Annotated in this window: 16 protein-coding genes; 5 read left to right on the top strand and 11 right to left on the bottom strand. The window is 70.3% G+C overall.

Annotated features, from left to right (window positions below):
• Positions 1–86 precede the first annotated feature (86 nt).
• A complete protein-coding gene (locus ABZW11_RS41820; protein ID WP_355430537.1) occupies positions 87–1,007 on the bottom strand; it encodes an MFS transporter in 921 nt (306 codons plus the stop codon).
• A 10-nt stretch (positions 1,008–1,017) separates the two neighbouring features.
• On the bottom strand, positions 1,018–1,695 hold the full coding sequence (pdxH, locus tag ABZW11_RS41815) for a pyridoxamine 5'-phosphate oxidase (protein WP_355430534.1): 678 nt from the start codon (positions 1,693–1,695) through the stop codon (positions 1,018–1,020).
• Positions 1,696–1,967: 272 nt separating this feature from the next.
• On the opposite strand from pdxH, the gene ABZW11_RS41810 reads away from it, so the two are divergent.
• The 3 genes from ABZW11_RS41810 to ABZW11_RS41800 all read left to right on the top strand — a co-directional run bounded on the left by ABZW11_RS41810 (position 1,968) and on the right by ABZW11_RS41800 (position 4,996).
• Positions 1,968–3,074: a citrate synthase 2 gene (locus ABZW11_RS41810; RefSeq protein WP_355430531.1), complete on the top strand. Its 1,107-nt coding sequence runs from the start codon at positions 1,968–1,970 to the stop codon at positions 3,072–3,074.
• A 148-nt stretch (positions 3,075–3,222) separates the two neighbouring features.
• The gene (gene serC / locus ABZW11_RS41805) at positions 3,223–4,332 is read left to right on the top strand and encodes a phosphoserine transaminase (protein WP_355430528.1); all 1,110 of its coding nucleotides are present in this window, start codon (positions 3,223–3,225) and stop codon (positions 4,330–4,332) included.
• Positions 4,333–4,414: 82 nt separating this feature from the next.
• The gene (locus ABZW11_RS41800; RefSeq protein WP_355430524.1) at positions 4,415–4,996 is read left to right on the top strand and encodes a TIGR00645 family protein; all 582 of its coding nucleotides are present in this window, start codon (positions 4,415–4,417) and stop codon (positions 4,994–4,996) included.
• Here the strand turns inward: ABZW11_RS41800 and ABZW11_RS41795 are convergent.
• The 8 genes from ABZW11_RS41795 to ABZW11_RS41760 all read right to left on the bottom strand — a co-directional run bounded on the left by ABZW11_RS41795 (position 4,993) and on the right by ABZW11_RS41760 (position 12,314).
• Positions 4,993–5,634 (bottom strand): rhomboid family intramembrane serine protease, encoded by a 642-nt coding sequence (locus ABZW11_RS41795; protein WP_355430521.1) that lies wholly within the window; start codon positions 5,632–5,634, stop codon positions 4,993–4,995. The genes ABZW11_RS41800 and ABZW11_RS41795 overlap by 4 nt on opposite strands.
• A 108-nt stretch (positions 5,635–5,742) precedes the next feature.
• Positions 5,743–6,507 (bottom strand): crotonase/enoyl-CoA hydratase family protein, encoded by a 765-nt coding sequence (locus ABZW11_RS41790; RefSeq protein ID WP_355430518.1) that lies wholly within the window; start codon positions 6,505–6,507, stop codon positions 5,743–5,745.
• A 6-nt stretch (positions 6,508–6,513) separates the two neighbouring features.
• Positions 6,514–7,287: an SDR family NAD(P)-dependent oxidoreductase gene (locus tag ABZW11_RS41785; protein WP_355430515.1), complete on the bottom strand. Its 774-nt coding sequence runs from the start codon at positions 7,285–7,287 to the stop codon at positions 6,514–6,516.
• Between the two features lie 47 nt (positions 7,288–7,334).
• The gene (locus ABZW11_RS41780; RefSeq protein WP_043624827.1) at positions 7,335–7,673 is read right to left on the bottom strand and encodes an STAS domain-containing protein; all 339 of its coding nucleotides are present in this window, start codon (positions 7,671–7,673) and stop codon (positions 7,335–7,337) included.
• A 187-nt stretch (positions 7,674–7,860) separates the two neighbouring features.
• The gene (locus tag ABZW11_RS41775) at positions 7,861–8,595 is read right to left on the bottom strand and encodes an ABC transporter ATP-binding protein (RefSeq protein WP_355430511.1); all 735 of its coding nucleotides are present in this window, start codon (positions 8,593–8,595) and stop codon (positions 7,861–7,863) included.
• On the bottom strand, positions 8,592–9,347 hold the full coding sequence (gene cbiQ / locus ABZW11_RS41770; RefSeq protein ID WP_355430508.1) for a cobalt ECF transporter T component CbiQ: 756 nt from the start codon (positions 9,345–9,347) through the stop codon (positions 8,592–8,594). The genes ABZW11_RS41775 and cbiQ overlap by 4 nt, the downstream gene beginning before the upstream one ends.
• 3 nt (positions 9,348–9,350) lie before the next feature.
• Positions 9,351–10,424, bottom strand: a complete 1,074-nt coding sequence (locus ABZW11_RS41765; protein WP_355430505.1) for an energy-coupling factor ABC transporter permease — start codon at positions 10,422–10,424, stop codon at positions 9,351–9,353.
• A gap of 75 nt (positions 10,425–10,499) precedes the next feature.
• Positions 10,500–12,314 (bottom strand): glycosyltransferase family 2 protein, encoded by a 1,815-nt coding sequence (locus ABZW11_RS41760; RefSeq protein ID WP_355430502.1) that lies wholly within the window; start codon positions 12,312–12,314, stop codon positions 10,500–10,502.
• 328 nt (positions 12,315–12,642) lie between these two features.
• On the opposite strand from ABZW11_RS41760, the gene ABZW11_RS41755 reads away from it, so the two are divergent.
• Both ABZW11_RS41755 and ABZW11_RS41750 read left to right on the top strand, forming a co-directional pair.
• A complete protein-coding gene (locus tag ABZW11_RS41755; protein ID WP_355430499.1) occupies positions 12,643–13,002 on the top strand; it encodes a hypothetical protein in 360 nt (119 codons plus the stop codon).
• Between the two features lie 311 nt (positions 13,003–13,313).
• Positions 13,314–14,258, top strand: a complete 945-nt coding sequence (locus ABZW11_RS41750; protein WP_355430497.1) for a D-2-hydroxyacid dehydrogenase family protein — start codon at positions 13,314–13,316, stop codon at positions 14,256–14,258.
• A gap of 150 nt (positions 14,259–14,408) precedes the next feature.
• On the opposite strand, the gene ABZW11_RS41745 is transcribed toward ABZW11_RS41750, so the two are convergent.
• A complete protein-coding gene (locus ABZW11_RS41745; RefSeq protein WP_355430494.1) occupies positions 14,409–14,939 on the bottom strand; it encodes a CGNR zinc finger domain-containing protein in 531 nt (176 codons plus the stop codon).
• Positions 14,940–14,981: the final 42 nt, after the last annotated feature.

Below are 14,981 nucleotides of genomic sequence, written 5' to 3'. Positions count from 1 at the left end.
GCGGTCAGAAGGGCGTCCAAGTCAGTTTTCACACACCGACCATGGACGCCCTTCGTCACGCCTGCAGCCGATCACCAATTTTCACATCAGCGATCGAGCCCCCAGACGGCGATGATGATCGACAGCGCCACCCCCTGCCGCTTGACCCGCCCGACCCAGCCGGAGAACAGCGCGCCCGCCACGGGGCCGATGCCCATGGCCGAGGTCATCCAGCCGAGCGCCAGCTCGGAGCCGCCGAAGCGCTCGGCGGTCAGCTCGGGGAACAGCGCCCTGGGCATGGCGAGGACCATCGCGATGATGTCCACGACGAACGACATCAGCAGCACCGGGCTCCTGGCGATGAAGCTGAGCCCGTCGATCACGGATCGGAGCCCAGGCCGGGTCACCTCGCCCAGCGGGGGCAGCGCGGGCAGCCTGAGCGCCGCGTACAGGTTGGCGGTGAAGAGCACGGCGTCCAGCGCGTACGCCGACGCGAACCCGCCGCCGGTCATCGCGACGGCCCCGATCATCGGCCCGACGACCGCGCCCATGCTGTAGACGAGCGAGTTGAGCGCGTTAGCGGCCGGCACCAGCTCGGCGTCCAGGATGCGCGGGATGATCGCGCCCCTGGTGGGCCCGGTGATCGCGAAGCCGGTGGAGTTGAACGCGACGGCGAGGAAGATCAGCCAGACGTCGTCGAGGCCGAGCATGGCCTGGACGAGGATGAACAGCGTGGCGGCCCAGGCCACGAACGACCCGGCGATGAGCAGTTTGCGCCGGTCGACGGCGTCGGCGATGGCGCCGCCCCACAGGCCGAAGACGACCAGCGGGATCAGGTTGGCCATGCCGAGCAGGCCCACGTAGAACGAGGAGTGGGTCAGCTCGTAGACCTGCTGGCCCACCGCGACGACGGTGACGCCCACACCGACGTGCGAGACCGCCTGGCCGGTCCAGATCCGCCGGTAGGCGGGGACGCTCAGCGGGCGGGTGTCGACGAAATGACGTTTGAGCAGGTCCCCGATTGCCACGCGGAAGACATTAAGGGGCGAGTCGTTCTATTACCCACCCGGGTCGGGTCCGCCGGTACCGGAGCCTGTCGTGCATCCGGTCGAGCTGTCCCTGCCAGAACTCCACCTCGATCGGGTGGACACGGAAACCGCCCCAGAAGTCGGGCACCGGCGGATCCTCCGGCCAGCGCGCCGCCAGCTCCTCGTAGCGGGCGTCCAGCTCCTCCCTCGACCGCACCACGGCCGACTGCCGCGAGGCCCACGCGCCGACGCGCGAGCCGTACGGGCGGGAGGAGAAGTACTCGGCCGACTCCTCGTGCGACAGCCGCGTCACGGTGCCCTCGACGCGGACCTGGCGGCGTACGGGGTGCCAGGGGAAGAGCAGGGACGCGCGCGGGTTCTCCGCCAGGTCGCGGCCCTTGCGGGACTCGTAGTTGGTGTAGAAGACGAATCCGCGTTCGTCGTAACCCTTGAGCAGGACCGTCCTGGCGCTCGGCCGGCCGCCCGCTGAGGCGGTGGCGAGGACCATCGCGTTGGGCTCTGGCAGGCCCGCGTCGAGCGCGTCCTGGAACCAGGTGGTGAACTGATCGACCGGGTCGGGCGCGAGATCCGACTCGAGCAGCGGCTCGCCCTCGTACGTACGGCGAAGTCCCGCCAGCATGGGCGGGCGCGGGGTGGCATCCACGAGACGGTATTCTTGCGCGCTCATGCGGCGGATCACATGGTGGGGCCGCCTGCCAGCGGGTCGCCCCCGGTGTCCGGCCCCGAAGTCCGGTGCAGCCTCCGACCAGCGGGTTTGCCCGAACGGCGGGTCCCGAGACCGACCATGACCTGGGAGGGGGTTAAATTGACCCGCCGGTATCTCGACATCAACATAGCGGACCCGTACGAGGGGAGAACGACTGTGAGACCCCTGTGGCGGCCGCGACAAGGCACAGCATCGCGTTGCCGAAACATGGCAAGAAAGGGAGGCGGCCGAGAATGTCCGACTTCAAACCCGGGCTCGAAGGCGTCGTAGCTTTCGAGACCGAGATCGCGGAACCGGACAAAGAAGGGGGCGCCCTTCGATACCGGGGCGTCGACATCGAAGAGCTGGTCGGCCGTGTCCCGTTCGGGCACGTTTGGGGCCTGCTGGTCGACAACGCGTTCCAGCCGGGCCTGCCCCCGGCGGAGCCCTACCCCATCCCTGTCCACTCCGGAGACATCCGCGTCGACGTGCAGAGCGCGCTGGCCATGCTGGCTCCGGCCTACGGCTTCAAGCCGCTGCTCGACATCAGCGACCAGGAGGCCCGCGACCAGCTCGCGCGCGCCTCGGTGATGGCCCTGTCCTTCGTCGCGCAGTCCGCGCGCGGGCTCGGCCTGCCGATGGTGCCGCAGAGCCGGGTCGACGAGGCCAAGACCATCGTCGAACGCTTCATGATCCGCTGGCGCGGTGAGCCCGACCCCAAGCACGTCAAGGCCATCGACGCCTACTGGACCTCCGCCGCCGAGCACGGCATGAACGCCTCGACGTTCACCGCCCGCGTCATCGCCTCCACCGGGGCCGACGTGGCGGCCGCGCTGTCCGGCGCGGTGGGCGCCATGTCGGGCCCGCTGCACGGCGGCGCACCGGCTCGCGTCCTGCACATGATCGAGGGCGTCGAGCAGCTCGGCGACGCCAAGAAGTACGTCCAGAGCGAGCTCGACAAGGGCAACCGTCTCATGGGCTTCGGCCACCGCGTCTACCGCGCGGAGGACCCGCGTGCCCGCGTCCTGCGGCGCACCGCCAAGGAGCTCGACGCGCCTCGTTACGAGGTCGCCGCCGCCCTTGAGCAGGCCGCGCTGGAGGAGCTGCACGCCCGCAAGCCCGACCGGGTGCTGGCCACCAACGTGGAGTACTGGGCCGCCGTGGTCCTCGACTTCGCCGAGGTGCCGTCCCACATGTTCACCTCGATGTTCACCTGCGCCCGCACGGCCGGCTGGGCCGCGCACATCCTGGAGCAGAAGCGCACGGGCAGGCTGGTCCGCCCCAGCGCCAACTACACCGGCCCGGCCTCTCGCCCCCTGAACGAGGTCCCGGGCGCCGACGAGGTCGCCGGCAAGTACTGACACACGTACGAACCCCCGCCACGGCTACCGCGCGGCCCTCACGGCCCTGCGGTAGCCGTTCTGGTCTCCTGGGACGCGCGACGCGCCGGTGGTCTCAGAATCCGGACCCGGTACGAGCCAGTCCACGCAGGTCGGTAGGCTCCGTTACGTGGCTGACATCGTGATTCCCGCTGACATCAAGCCCGCCGACGGCCGCTTCGGCTGCGGGCCCTCGAAGGTTCGCACGGAGCAACTGGCCGCGCTCGCCGCCTCCGGCGCGAGCCTCATGGGCACCTCCCACCGCCAGAAGCCGGTCAAGAACCTGGTCGGCCGCGTGCGCTCGGGCCTCGCCGACCTGTTCTCCCTGCCGGAGGGCTACCAGGTCGTGCTGGGCAACGGCGGCACCACCGCGTTCTGGGACATCGCGGCCTTCGGGCTCATCCGCGACAGGTCCCAGCACCTGTCGTTCGGCGAGTTCTCCTCGAAGTTCGCCGCGGTCACCAAGAAGGCGCCCTGGCTGGGCGAGCCGAGCGTGATCAAGGCGGAGGTCGGCACCCACCCCGAGGCGGTCGCCGAGGACGGCGTCGACGCCTACGCGCTCACCCACAACGAGACCTCGACCGGCGTGGCCATGCCGATCAGGCGGGTCGGCTCCGACGACTCGCTGGTGCTGGTCGACGCCACCTCCGGCGCCGGCGGCCTGCCCGTCGACCTCAACGAGACCGACGTCTACTACTTCGCGCCCCAGAAGAGCTTCGCCTCCGACGGCGGCCTGTGGATCGCGATCATGTCGCCGCGCGCCCTGGCCAGGGTCGAGGAGATCGCCGCGAGCGGCCGCTACGTGCCCGAGTTCTTCAGCCTGCCGGTCGCGATCGACAACTCCGCGAAGGACCAGACCTACAACACGCCGGCGGTCGCCACGCTGTTCCTGCTGGCCGACCAGCTCGACTGGATGAACGGCAACGGCGGCCTGGCCTGGACCACCGCCCGCACCGCCGACTCCGCCTCGCGCCTCTACACCTGGGCCGAGAAGGCGTCCTTCGCCACGCCGTTCGCCGCGCCGGAGTTCCGCTCGCAGGTGGTCGGCACCATCGACTTCAGCGACGACGTCGACGCCGCGGCGGTGGCCAAGGTGCTGCGCGCCAACGGCATCGTCGACACCGAGCCCTACCGCAAGCTGGGCCGCAACCAGTTGCGCATCGCGATGTTCCCGGCCATCGACCCGGCCGACATCGAGGCGCTCACGACCTGCGTCGACTACGTGGTCGAGCGCCTCTAGCGGCGCTCCGCACCGACCCATCGGCCAGCACCGGCGATCCGGTGCTGGCCTTCTCATGCCCGACTCACGACGAGGAACGTCCTTGACCGCCACCCCCACCTTCGGCCCGGGACCCGCACGGCCGAAGAGCCTCGGCTACCTCATGTTCGCCAGCCGCTGGCTTCAGGTCCCGCTCTATGTCGGTCTCATCGTGGCCCAGGCCGTCTACGTCTGGCAGTTCGCGCTGGAGCTGTGGCACCTCATCGACGGCGTCTTCCTGCACGCCGCACCGCCCGCCGACGGCACCTCCCCTGAGGCCGTCGTCATGCTCACCGTGCTGGCGCTGATCGACGTGGTGATGATCTCGAACCTGCTCATCATGGTGATCATCGGCGGCTACGAGACGTTCGTCTCGCGCATCAACCTCAACGGCCACCCCGACGAGCCGGAGTGGCTCTCCCACGTCAACGCGAACGTGCTGAAGGTCAAGCTGGCCACCGCCATCATCGGCATCTCGTCGGTGCACCTGCTGCAGACGTTCATCAGGGCCGGCGAGATCCCCAACGACAAGATCATGTGGCAGATGTTCATCCACCTGGCGTTCGTGGTCTCGGCCGTCGGCCTCGCCTACATCGACCGCCTGCTGTCGTCCTCACCCGCCGAGCACACGGCCTCGCACCTCTAGCTCAGGTACGGGTACGTCGTGGCGGGCGGCAGCTCACGCTTCCGCCGCAGCACCCAGCCGGCCACCACGCCGCCGATGAGCCCGAACAGGTGCCCCTGCCAGGAGATGCCCGGCTGGTTGGGCAGCACGCCCGCGAGGATCCCCCAGTAGGCCACGCCGACGCCGATGGCGATCACGATGTCGAGCAGCCTGCGGTCGAACAGGCCGCGGGCCAGGATGAAGCCGAAGTAGCCGAACACCAGGCCACTGGCCCCGACGGTGTAGACGTCGGGGCTGGTGAGCCACGTGCCGATGCCGCCGATGAAGATGATCAGCACGGTGGCCCAGAGGAACTTGCGGATGTCGCGCAGACCCGCCAGGAAGCCCAGCACGAGCAGCGGCAGCGAGTTGGCGATCAGGTGGCCGAACCCGACGTGCAGGAACGGCGCGAAGATGATGCCGATCAGCCCTTCAGGCTCCCAGCCGACGATGCCGTATTCCAGGTCGAGGCTGCCGCCGAGGAAGAAGTCGACGCCCTCGACCAGCCACATCACGGTGAGCATCACCACCATGACGATGAGCGCGCTCAGGGCGCCGGACAGCAGGGCTCCGGCGCCGCGCTTGGCGGATTCGAAGGCGGAACCCGAATAGTCGCTCATGCGCTCTCCCGGTGAGTCGTCTCCTCTCTCTTTACCGTAACCAGGCGGAGCTATGTCTGCGCTAAGGCGAGCCCCTCCCGTTTCATGGGAAAGCGGGAGGGGCCGGGGTCATTCGCCCTTCCACTGGGGGGCGCGCTTCTCGGCGAAGGCCGCCGCGCCCTCCATCGCGTCCTTCGACCCGAAGACCGGGTTGACGATCGCGGCTTGCTTCTTGAACATCTCGTCCAGCGACCAGTCCTGCGACTCGATGACGACCTTCTTGGTCGCCATGAGCGCCAGCGGGGCGTTCGCGGCGATCTTCTTGGCCAGCTCGAGCGCGCCTTCGAGCGCGGCGCCCGGCTCGGTGATGCGGTTGACCAGGCCCAGCTCGTACAGGCGGGCCGCCGGGTAGTGGTCGCCGGTCAGCGCGATCTCCATGGCCACGTGGTACGGGATGCGCCGCGGCAGCCGCATGATGCCGCCCGCGCCCGCCACGAGCCCCCGCTTGGGCTCGGGCAGCCCGAACGTGGCCTCCGACGAGGCCACGATGACGTCACAGGACAGCGCCAGCTCGAACCCGCCCGCCAGTGCGTAGCCCTCGACGGCGGCCACCAGCGGCTTCTTCGGCGGCGCCTCCGTGATGCCGCCGAAGCCGCGGCCCTCGACCACGGGCATGTCGCCGGTCAGGAAGCCCTTGAGGTCCATGCCGGCGGAGAACGTGCCGCTGGCCCCTGTCAGGACGTACGCGGAGATGTCGGGACGTGCGTCCAGCGCGTCCAGCGCCTCGGCCATGCCCCGCGCCACCGCCCCGTTGATCGCGTTCCGCGACTTCGGGCGGTTGATGGTGAGGATGGCCACATTGCCGGACTCTTCGACGAGCACTTCGTCAGACACGAGACCTCACTTGGGCTGGAAGCGGATGCCGCCGTCGAAGCGGACGACCTCGGCGTTCATGTAGTCGTTCTCGATGAGCGACCTGACCAGGTGCGCGAACTCGTCGGCGCGGCCCATGCGCTTGGGGAAGACGACCGGCGCGACCAGCTTGGCCTTGAACTCGTCGGCGTTGGGCGAGAAGCCGTAGATCGGGGTGTCGATGATGCCGGGGCAGATGGTGTTCACCCGTACGCCGATGGCGGCGAGGTCGCGCGCGGCCGGCACGGTCATGCCCACGATGCCGCCCTTGGAGGCCGAGTACGCGAGCTGCCCGGTCTGGCCTTCGAGGGCCGCCACAGAGGCGGTGTTGATCACCACGCCGCGCTGCCCGTCGGTGTCGGCCGGCTCGGTCTTGGCGATCGCCGCGGCGCCGATGCGCATGAGGTTGAACGTGCCGATCAGGTTGACCTCGATGACCTTGCGGTAGGAGGCCGGGTTGTGCGGGTTGCCGTCGCGGTTGACCGTCCGCTCGGCCCAGCCGATGCCGGCGCTGTTGACGACCACGCGCAGCGGCTTGCCGGTGGCCACGGCGGCGTCGACGGCCGCCTGCACCTGCTCGTCGTCGGAGACGTCCGTCTTGGCGAAGACCCCGCCGATCTCGTCGGCGACGGCCTTGCCGCGCTCCTCGTTGAGGTCGGCGACGACCACGGTGGCGCCGGCGCGGGCCAGCTCGCGGGCGGTGGCCTCACCGAGGCCGCTGGCGCCGCCTGAGATGATTGCTGCAGATCCGTTCACGTCCATAACGTGGACCTTAACCGCAGACCGAATGAAGTTCTACTCGGGGGCGGCTAAATCTCGCCCACGGCCGTGTCGACGTCGGAGTAGACCTTGATGCGGCGGTCGAGGCCGGTGGTGCGCAGGATGCGGGCCACCGGCGCCTGGGGCGCGGCCAGGGACACTCCGCCGCCCTCGCCCGTGGCCAGCCGCCAGGCCTCGATGAGCACGGACAGGCCGCTGGAGTCCATGAACGACAGCTGCTGCAGATCGAGCACGAGCCGCGCGCCGTCCTGTTTGATGGCGTCGCGCACCTCGTCGCGCAGGAACGGTGCGGTGAACAGGTCAAGCTCTCCCTCGACGGCCACCACCACGGCGTCACCCAGGGCGTGTCGCGCAAGCCGCAGCTTCATTGGGCCCCTCCTCGATGAGCCACTGTACTTCGACATCCCCGGATGGCGGGCATGCACAAACCACGAAAAGTCGGGTACGGGGGGACAAGGCGGGCAGAAACGCGTACCAAACGCCCCGTCAAGAACTATGCCCAGGGTTTTTACCCATCTAGGGACGGTTGCTCCAACCGGTGCTCCAACCTGGAGTTCAGATGGCGGGGATCGCGAACCCGTACGGAAGCTCCAGACGGTGCCTGGCCAGCAGGTCCGTGTCGGCGAGCAGCTTGCGCGTGGGCCCGTCGGCGGCGATCACGCCGCCCGAGAGAATGAGCGAGCGCTCGCACAGCTCCAGCGCGTACGGCAGGTCGTGGGTGACCATGAGCACCGTCACGTCGAGAGAGCGCAGGATCTCCGCCAGCTCCCTGCGCGCGGCCGGGTCGAGGTTGGAGGAGGGCTCGTCGAGCACCAGGATCTCCGGCGCCATCGCCAGCACCGTGGCCACCGCCACCCTGCGGCGCTGGCCGAACGACAGGTGGTGCGGCGGCCGGTCGGCGAACTCCAGCATGCCGACCCGCTCCAGCGCGTCCTTGACCACCCGTTCCAGCTCCTCGCCGCGCAGGCCCGCGTTGGCCGGGCCGAAGGCCACGTCGTCGCGTACGGTCGGCATGAAGAGCTGGTCGTCGGGGTCCTGGAAGACCAGGCCGACGCGCTGCCTGACCTCCTTGAGCGTGTCCTTGCGCACGGGGGTGCCCGCCACGGTGACCGTGCCGTGCCCGGCGGTGAGTATGCCGTTGAGGTGCATGACGAGCGTGGTCTTGCCGGCGCCGTTGGGGCCGAGCAGGGCCACCCGCTCGCCGCGGGCGATCGTCAGGTCCACGCCGAACAGCGCCTGCGTGCCGTCGGGGTAGGCGTAGGCGAGCTGCCGGACTTCGAGTGAGTTCACCAGGTGAGTCCCAACACTGCGAGGGCGGTGGCGGGCAGGGCCAGCGCGATGCCCCATTGGCGTACGGATGCCGTCATGTCTTGAATTATCGGCATACTGCCCGCATATCCCCTGCTCAGCATGGCCAGATGCACCCGCTCACCCCGCTCGTACGAGCGGATGAACAGCGCGCCGGCCGTCCGCGCGAGCACCGGGATCTGCCGGAAATTCCGCGCCTCGAACCCTCGCGACTCCCTGGCCACCCGCATCCGCCGCATCTCGTCCATGATCACGTCGAGGTATCTGAGCATGAACATGGCGATCTGCACCAGCAGGCTGGGCAGCCGCAGCCGCTGCGCGCCCAGGAGGATCGTCCGCGGCTCCGTCGTGGCCGCCAGCAGGATCGACGCGACCACCCCGAGCGTGGCCTTGGCCAGGATGTTCCAGGCCGCCCACAGGCCCGGCACGCTCAGCGAGAGCCCCAGCACCGTGGTGCGCTCCCCCAGCCCGATCACCGGGATGAGGAAGGCGAACAGCACGAAGGGCACCTCGATCGCCATCCGCCGCAGCACGTACGGCGCCGGCACCCCGGCCGCCGCCGCGACCCCGGCCAGCAGCACGGCGTACGCGGCGAAGGCCCAGAAGTGCTCGCGCGGGGTGGCCACCACCACGAGGGCGAAGGCGAAGACCGCCAGCAGCTTGCACTGCGGCGGCAGCCGGTGCACGACCGAGTCGCCCGGCAGGTAGAGCTGGTGGTGGCGCCCCGCGCTCACGTCTCACACCTTGACTTGGTCGGAGGACTTGCCGCGGCCGCGCGCCGCGTAGCCGACGGCGCCGGCGATCAGCAGCACCAGGCCCACGCCGATGATCCCGGCGACGCCGACGGGGATCCCGCCGACGTCACCGTAGTCGGCCAGCGCCCACGTCCCGAACAGGTGGTCGGCGGCCTGGTCGCCGAAGCCCTTGTTCTCGGCCACCGCCTCAAGCCCGTCGGGGTCACCCGAGGCGAAGAACGAGACGACCCCGGCCAGCACCAGCGTCACGCCGACGCCGCCGAGCAGGAACGGCTTGAGCGCGCCGCGCGCGGCGGCCACCGGCTGCGGCTCGCCCACCGTGCTCCCGTCCACCGTGCTCCCGTCCACCGTGCTCCCGTCCACCGTGCTCCCGTCCACCGTGCTCCCGCTCTCGGCGCCGCGCAGGACCAGCGGCTTGGACAGGCCGCGGGCGCCGTACACGAGGTCGGGCCGGACGGCCAGCACGGCGCCGACGGTCAGGGCCGTGATCACCGCCTCGCCGACGCCGATCAGCACGTGCACGCCGCCCATCGCGGCGGCGACCGCGCCGACCTCGATCGGCGCGGTCCCGCCGACCGCGAACAGCAGCGTGAACACGAGCGCCGCGGCCGGCACCGAGATCAGCGCGCCCAGGAACGCCGCCACCACCACCTTGCCCCTGGCCAGCCCCACCACCAGCCGGAAGACGCCCCAGCCGACGAGCACGGTGACCAGGCCCATGATGGTGACGTTGACGCCGAGCGCCGTCAGCCCGCCGTCGGCGAAGAACACCCCCTGCACCAGCAGCACCACGGCCATGCACAACACCCCTGTGTACGGCCCCACGAGGATCGCCGCCAGCGCGCCGCCCATCAGGTGACCGCTGGTGCCCGCGGCGACCGGGAAGTTGAGCATCTGCACGGCGAAGATGAACGCCGCGACCAGCCCGGCCATGGGCGCGGTCCGGTCGTCGAGCTCGCGCCGCGCGCCACGCAGGCACACCGCGACGCCGGCGGCGGCCACGACGCCGGCGGACACGGACGTCACCGCGTTGAAGAAGCCATCGGGTACGTGCACGGCTGCCTCCACTGAGCAGGTCGGACAAACGGTCCTACTTTAGGACATCGTCTTGCACCTGCACATAGATGGCAATTAGCGCAGGATTCTTTTCACGACAGTTTCCGCAGTCAGACGCTTGACGACCGCGCTCAGCCGCCCCTTGCCCGACGTCGCGTACGGCCGCACACTGCGCATCAGCGCCGCGCCCCACCACCGGCGCGGAGCCGCCACGGCGGTGGCGCCCGTCTCGATCCTGAACCGCGCGGGCGGACCGCCCAGATCGAGCTCCAGGTACGCGTCCCAGGTCCCCGGCGCCAGCCGCCCCACGGCCGGACGGGCCGCGAACCCGCCACCGGGCAGCGGCACCACCCGCTCGGCCCGCTCGCACCCGCTGCGCCGCTCCCGCCACACGATCCGCCTGATGGCCGCCGCCTGCGGGGCGGTGCCCGCCACCGTGACCTCGCCGTCGATCAGCAGCCGGTGGCCGAGCGCCCAGCGCGTCCTGATGAGCGTGGCCGTGCCGGGCACCGCCACCACGTGGCCGCCCACGTCGATGCTCAGGTTGCCGTTGTCCCTGGTGAAGTAGGGCAGCACCACGACGCCGCCGACCAGCCGGGGCCGCGGCCTGCCGAGGCCGCTCTCGCGGTCGGCGCCGAGCCTGCCCAGCCGGATCACGCCCTCGATCTCGACCGCCACCCGCAGGTCCCAGACGCCGGAGCCGAGCGCGCCGACGTCGAGCCGTACGGTGAACTCGCCGCCCTTGCGCTCGACCGGCAGCACCAGCTCGGTGCCGGGGTCGTGGCGGGCGCGCAGCACCACGGTCAGGCCGTCGTCCCTGGTGATGCCGTCGAGCCTGGCCGCGCCGGTCACCACCAGGCGGTCGCCCTCCCAGCGCAGCCCGGTCAGCCTGCGGCGCACGGTGGCGCTCTCGATGCGGGCCAGGCGTACGAGGCGGTCGATGTCGCCGAGCGCGTCGGCGCGCTGCCGGTCGATGGTGTTGAGCCGCTCGTGCACGCCCGGGGTGTACCACTCGTCGCACAGCGCGGCGACCTCGCGCGCGATCTCCTTGCGCCGGACGTCGTCGCTCTCCAGGAACACGGTCCCGAGCTGGGTGAACACGTCGAGCCTGAAGTGCCGGCGCAGCAGGTGGTCGCGCAGCGGGCCCGGCTCGACGTGCCTGGCCATCAGCCGGATCGGCTCTTTGATCATGGCCAGCCAGGCGAGCGGGTCCCTGCTGCCGGACTGCTGCATGATGCTGCTGCCGTCGGGCCGCGAGACCAGGTGGTAGCAGTCGTAGTCGGCCACGATGGAGATCGGCCCCGCGTGGCAGTAGGCGTGCACGCTGAAGAGGATGTCCTCCCCCACGAGCATGCCCTCGCCGAACCTGATGCGGTGGCGTTCGAGCAGCTCTCTCCTGAACAGCTTGAAGCAGCTCAGGCTGTTGTAGACCGGGCTGTCGCCGAGGCTCACCCGGTCGGCGTTCTGCTGGAACATCGACACCGGCGCCCGCCTGCCGTGGCCGACGATCCGGCCGAGCACGATGTCGGAGCCGTTGGCGTCGGCCACCGACACCATGCGCTCCAGCGCCTCGGGGCCGAGGTGGTCGTCGGCGTCGCAGAAAAAGACGTAGCGGCCCGCGGCGTGCTCAATGCCGACGTTGCGCGGGCGGCCCGCGCCGCCGCTGCCCTCGATGTGGATCACCTTGACGACGCCGGGATGGTAGGAGGCGTAGAGGTCGAGCAACTCGCCGCTGCCGTCGGTGGAGCCGTCGTCCACCACCACGATCTCCTTCTTCACCCGCTGGACGAGCGCGGAGGTGAGGCAGCGGTCGAGGTAGGGCCGGCAGTTGTGCACGGGGATGACGACGCTGACGTCGAGGGCGTCGTCATCGCTGCCTGTCCCCGGCATCGCCACCACTCCAAGAGTTCACGTCGCGTCGTCATCCCGCTTCAGTATGTGACGAGTGCGGGCGTCCGCGCGGGCCGATCGCGTGTTCTCCATCCCCTGCTTTTGCTAAGAACGGAGAATCACGGCATTCGGCCAATAAGCCCGCCCACAGTGGCCAAATAGTTCATTCATGCAGCACCGAATGAGTTTCAGGGGTGTGGTTTTCCCTCCCGGGAGAAGAATCCCTCCCCCGCCGGGTGCATTCCGCCACCACCGCAGGCCGCGGGTGATCCGCGACCGGGCGTCGCGCGTCTACAGTTAGGCAACCTTGACGCGGAGGTGGCGGGTAATGGGATCGGATCTGCGCGGCGATACCGCGAACGGCTCGGCCGTCCACACGGCGGAGTTCATCGTTTCCTCGGCACGGCTGACGGAACTGTACGAATGCGCCGTCCTGCTGCGGCGTACGCGAGTACGCGCGGAGGAGATCGTGGACGAGGCACGCGCCCTGGTGGCCGAGGCCCGGCAGCACGGCGACGCCGAGCGCGCCCTCCTTCTGGAGGACCAGCTCGAACAGGCGCACGCCCGATACCGCCAGGTGTTGAAGGCGTACCTGGTGCTCTGCCGCAGAATCAACGAGGAGCGCCAGGACATCCTGCGCGTTCAGCTCGAACGCGACCGCATGACTGGATTGTCGGGCGTGGCCTGAGATTTACGCTCAGGCACCCGCTCGCCACCGCCACCCACTCATGTTTCACGAGCGGGCGGGAGAAACCAGCGAGAAATCGATGAATCGGGGTGAACCGTTGTGGCGCTTGGGGCGTCTCATAGTCAAGGAGGCCCGAAATGCACGCCTTGGACGGTCTCGCGGCGCCCGACGTGCAGCGGCTCCAGCTTGAGCTGCTCCTGATCCTGGCGCTGCACGAAGAGGCGGAGCGGCCGGCCGCCGACTAGAACGGGCTCCAGCTCCCCGGGGCCGCCCCCCGGGGAGCTGGAGCAGGGGGCGTACCATTTCTGGTCATGCTGCGCTGTGCCGTACTCGACGACTACCAGGACGTCGCACTCGGGCTGGCCGACTGGTCACGGGTGTCGGCCAGGAGCTACCGCGACCACTTCGCCGGCCTCGACGACCTCGTCACCGCCGTCCACGACTGCGAGATCATCGTCGCGATGCGCGAGCGCACGCCGTTCACCGCTGAAGTGCTCGCCCGGCTGCCCAACCTGCGCCTGCTCGTCACCACCGGCATGCGCAACGCCTCCATCGACCTCGACGCCGCCCGCGACAACGGCGTCACCGTCTGCGGCACCGGCGCCAGCTCCACCCCCACCGTGGAGCTGACCTGGGCGCTGATCCTCGGCCTCGCCCGCCACCTGCTGCCCGAGGCCACCGCTCTGCGCGCCGGCGGCCCCTGGCAGCAGACCGTCGGCACCGACCTGCACGGCCGCACGCTCGGGCTGCTCGGGCTCGGCCGCATCGGGTCGCGGGTGGCGGCCGTCGGGCGGGCGTTCGGCATGGACGTCGTGGCCTGGAGCCGCAACCTGACCAAGGAGCGCGCCGCCGAGTGCGGCGCCCGCCTGGCGCCCGACCTCGACGCGCTGCTCGCCTCCTCCGACGTCGTCTCCCTGCACCTCGTGCTCTCCGACCGCACCAGGGGGCTGCTCGGCGCGCGCGAGCTGGACCTGATGAAGCCGACCGCCTACCTCATCAACACCTCGCGGGCGGCGATCGTCGACCAGGACGCGCTGGCCGCCGCCCTGCGCGAGGGGCGCATCGCCGGGGCCGGGCTCGACGTGTACGACGTGGAGCCGCTGCCGGAGGGGCACGAGTTCCGTACGCTGCCGAACGTGCTGGCGACGCCGCACCTGGGCTATGTGACCGAGCTCAACTACGGCACCTATTTCCGTGAGGCGGTCGAGGACATCGACGCCTTCCTGGACGGCTCCCCCATCAGGCAGCTCACCTGAACGCGCACCGAAACCGCAGCTCGCGCACCGCGAGGCCGCCGACGACCCCGAAGCCGACCACGGCTCTTCGTCCTCAGCGACCAGCGTGGCCCGGCGCGGCCAGTCGGCCTGCTGGATGAGCCGCTGCCACAGCGGGACGCGTTGCGCATGTCAGCCTCTCGTACGGGCGCGGAAGGCGGCCGTTTTCACCCGATTTTGGCAGGCGGTCGAGCAGAAGCGGCGGGTGCCGTTGCGGGAGACGTCCACGTAGACGCGGTCGCAGTGCGGGGCCGTACAGACGCCGAGCCGGTCACTGAACTCGCTGCCCAGCACCACCGCGAGGCCCGTCGCGCAGCCGGCCGCCCAGTCGCCGGCCATGGTGCCGCCGGGGCCGTGGAAGTGCAGGTGCCAGGGCTCGCCGTCGTGCCGTTCGAGGCGGGGCCGCGCGTCGGTCTCGGCGAGGAGTACGTTCACCTGCTCGGCCGCGCGGTCGAGGTCGCCGTCCGCGACGGCGGTGAAGACGGTACGCAGGCGCCGCGCCACCTCGGCCAGCTCGGCCCCCTCCGCCTGGGTGACCTCGCGGTAGGAGGGACGCACCGCACGCAGGGCGTCGGTGGCGGCGGCGCCCAGGTCGTGCGGCACCGGGAAGGGGCGGCCGCGCTGCTCGCCGGGGGTCAGCGCGTTGACGAGGGTCACCGCCACCCTGACCACCGCATCTGTGTGACTGTTGTAATCCAATTGACC

The organism is Nonomuraea sp. NPDC004580 (assembly GCF_040609855.1).
In the GTDB taxonomy this organism is placed as follows: domain Bacteria; phylum Actinomycetota; class Actinomycetes; order Streptosporangiales; family Streptosporangiaceae; genus Nonomuraea; species Nonomuraea salmonea.
Note: the sequence above shows the minus strand (reverse complement) of the source record. Positions and strands in the feature narration are given on the sequence as shown.

Excerpts from the sequence above, each read along its gene's own strand:
- ABZW11_RS41780 (WP_043624827.1), bottom strand. The coding sequence starts at position 7,673 with ATGAAGCTGCGGCTTGCGCGACACGCCCTGGGTGACGCCGTGGTGGTG.
- ABZW11_RS41760 (WP_355430502.1), bottom strand. The coding sequence starts at position 12,314 with ATGCCGGGGACAGGCAGCGATGACGACGCCCTCGACGTCAGCGTCGTC.
- ABZW11_RS41750 (WP_355430497.1), top strand. The coding sequence starts at position 13,314 with ATGCTGCGCTGTGCCGTACTCGACGACTACCAGGACGTCGCACTCGGG.
- ABZW11_RS41785 (WP_355430515.1), bottom strand. The coding sequence starts at position 7,287 with ATGGACGTGAACGGATCTGCAGCAATCATCTCAGGCGGCGCCAGCGGC.
- ABZW11_RS41755 (WP_355430499.1), top strand. The coding sequence starts at position 12,643 with ATGGGATCGGATCTGCGCGGCGATACCGCGAACGGCTCGGCCGTCCAC.
- ABZW11_RS41810 (WP_355430531.1), top strand. The coding sequence starts at position 1,968 with ATGTCCGACTTCAAACCCGGGCTCGAAGGCGTCGTAGCTTTCGAGACC.
- pdxH (WP_355430534.1), bottom strand. The coding sequence starts at position 1,695 with ATGAGCGCGCAAGAATACCGTCTCGTGGATGCCACCCCGCGCCCGCCC.
- ABZW11_RS41795 (WP_355430521.1), bottom strand. The coding sequence starts at position 5,634 with ATGAGCGACTATTCGGGTTCCGCCTTCGAATCCGCCAAGCGCGGCGCC.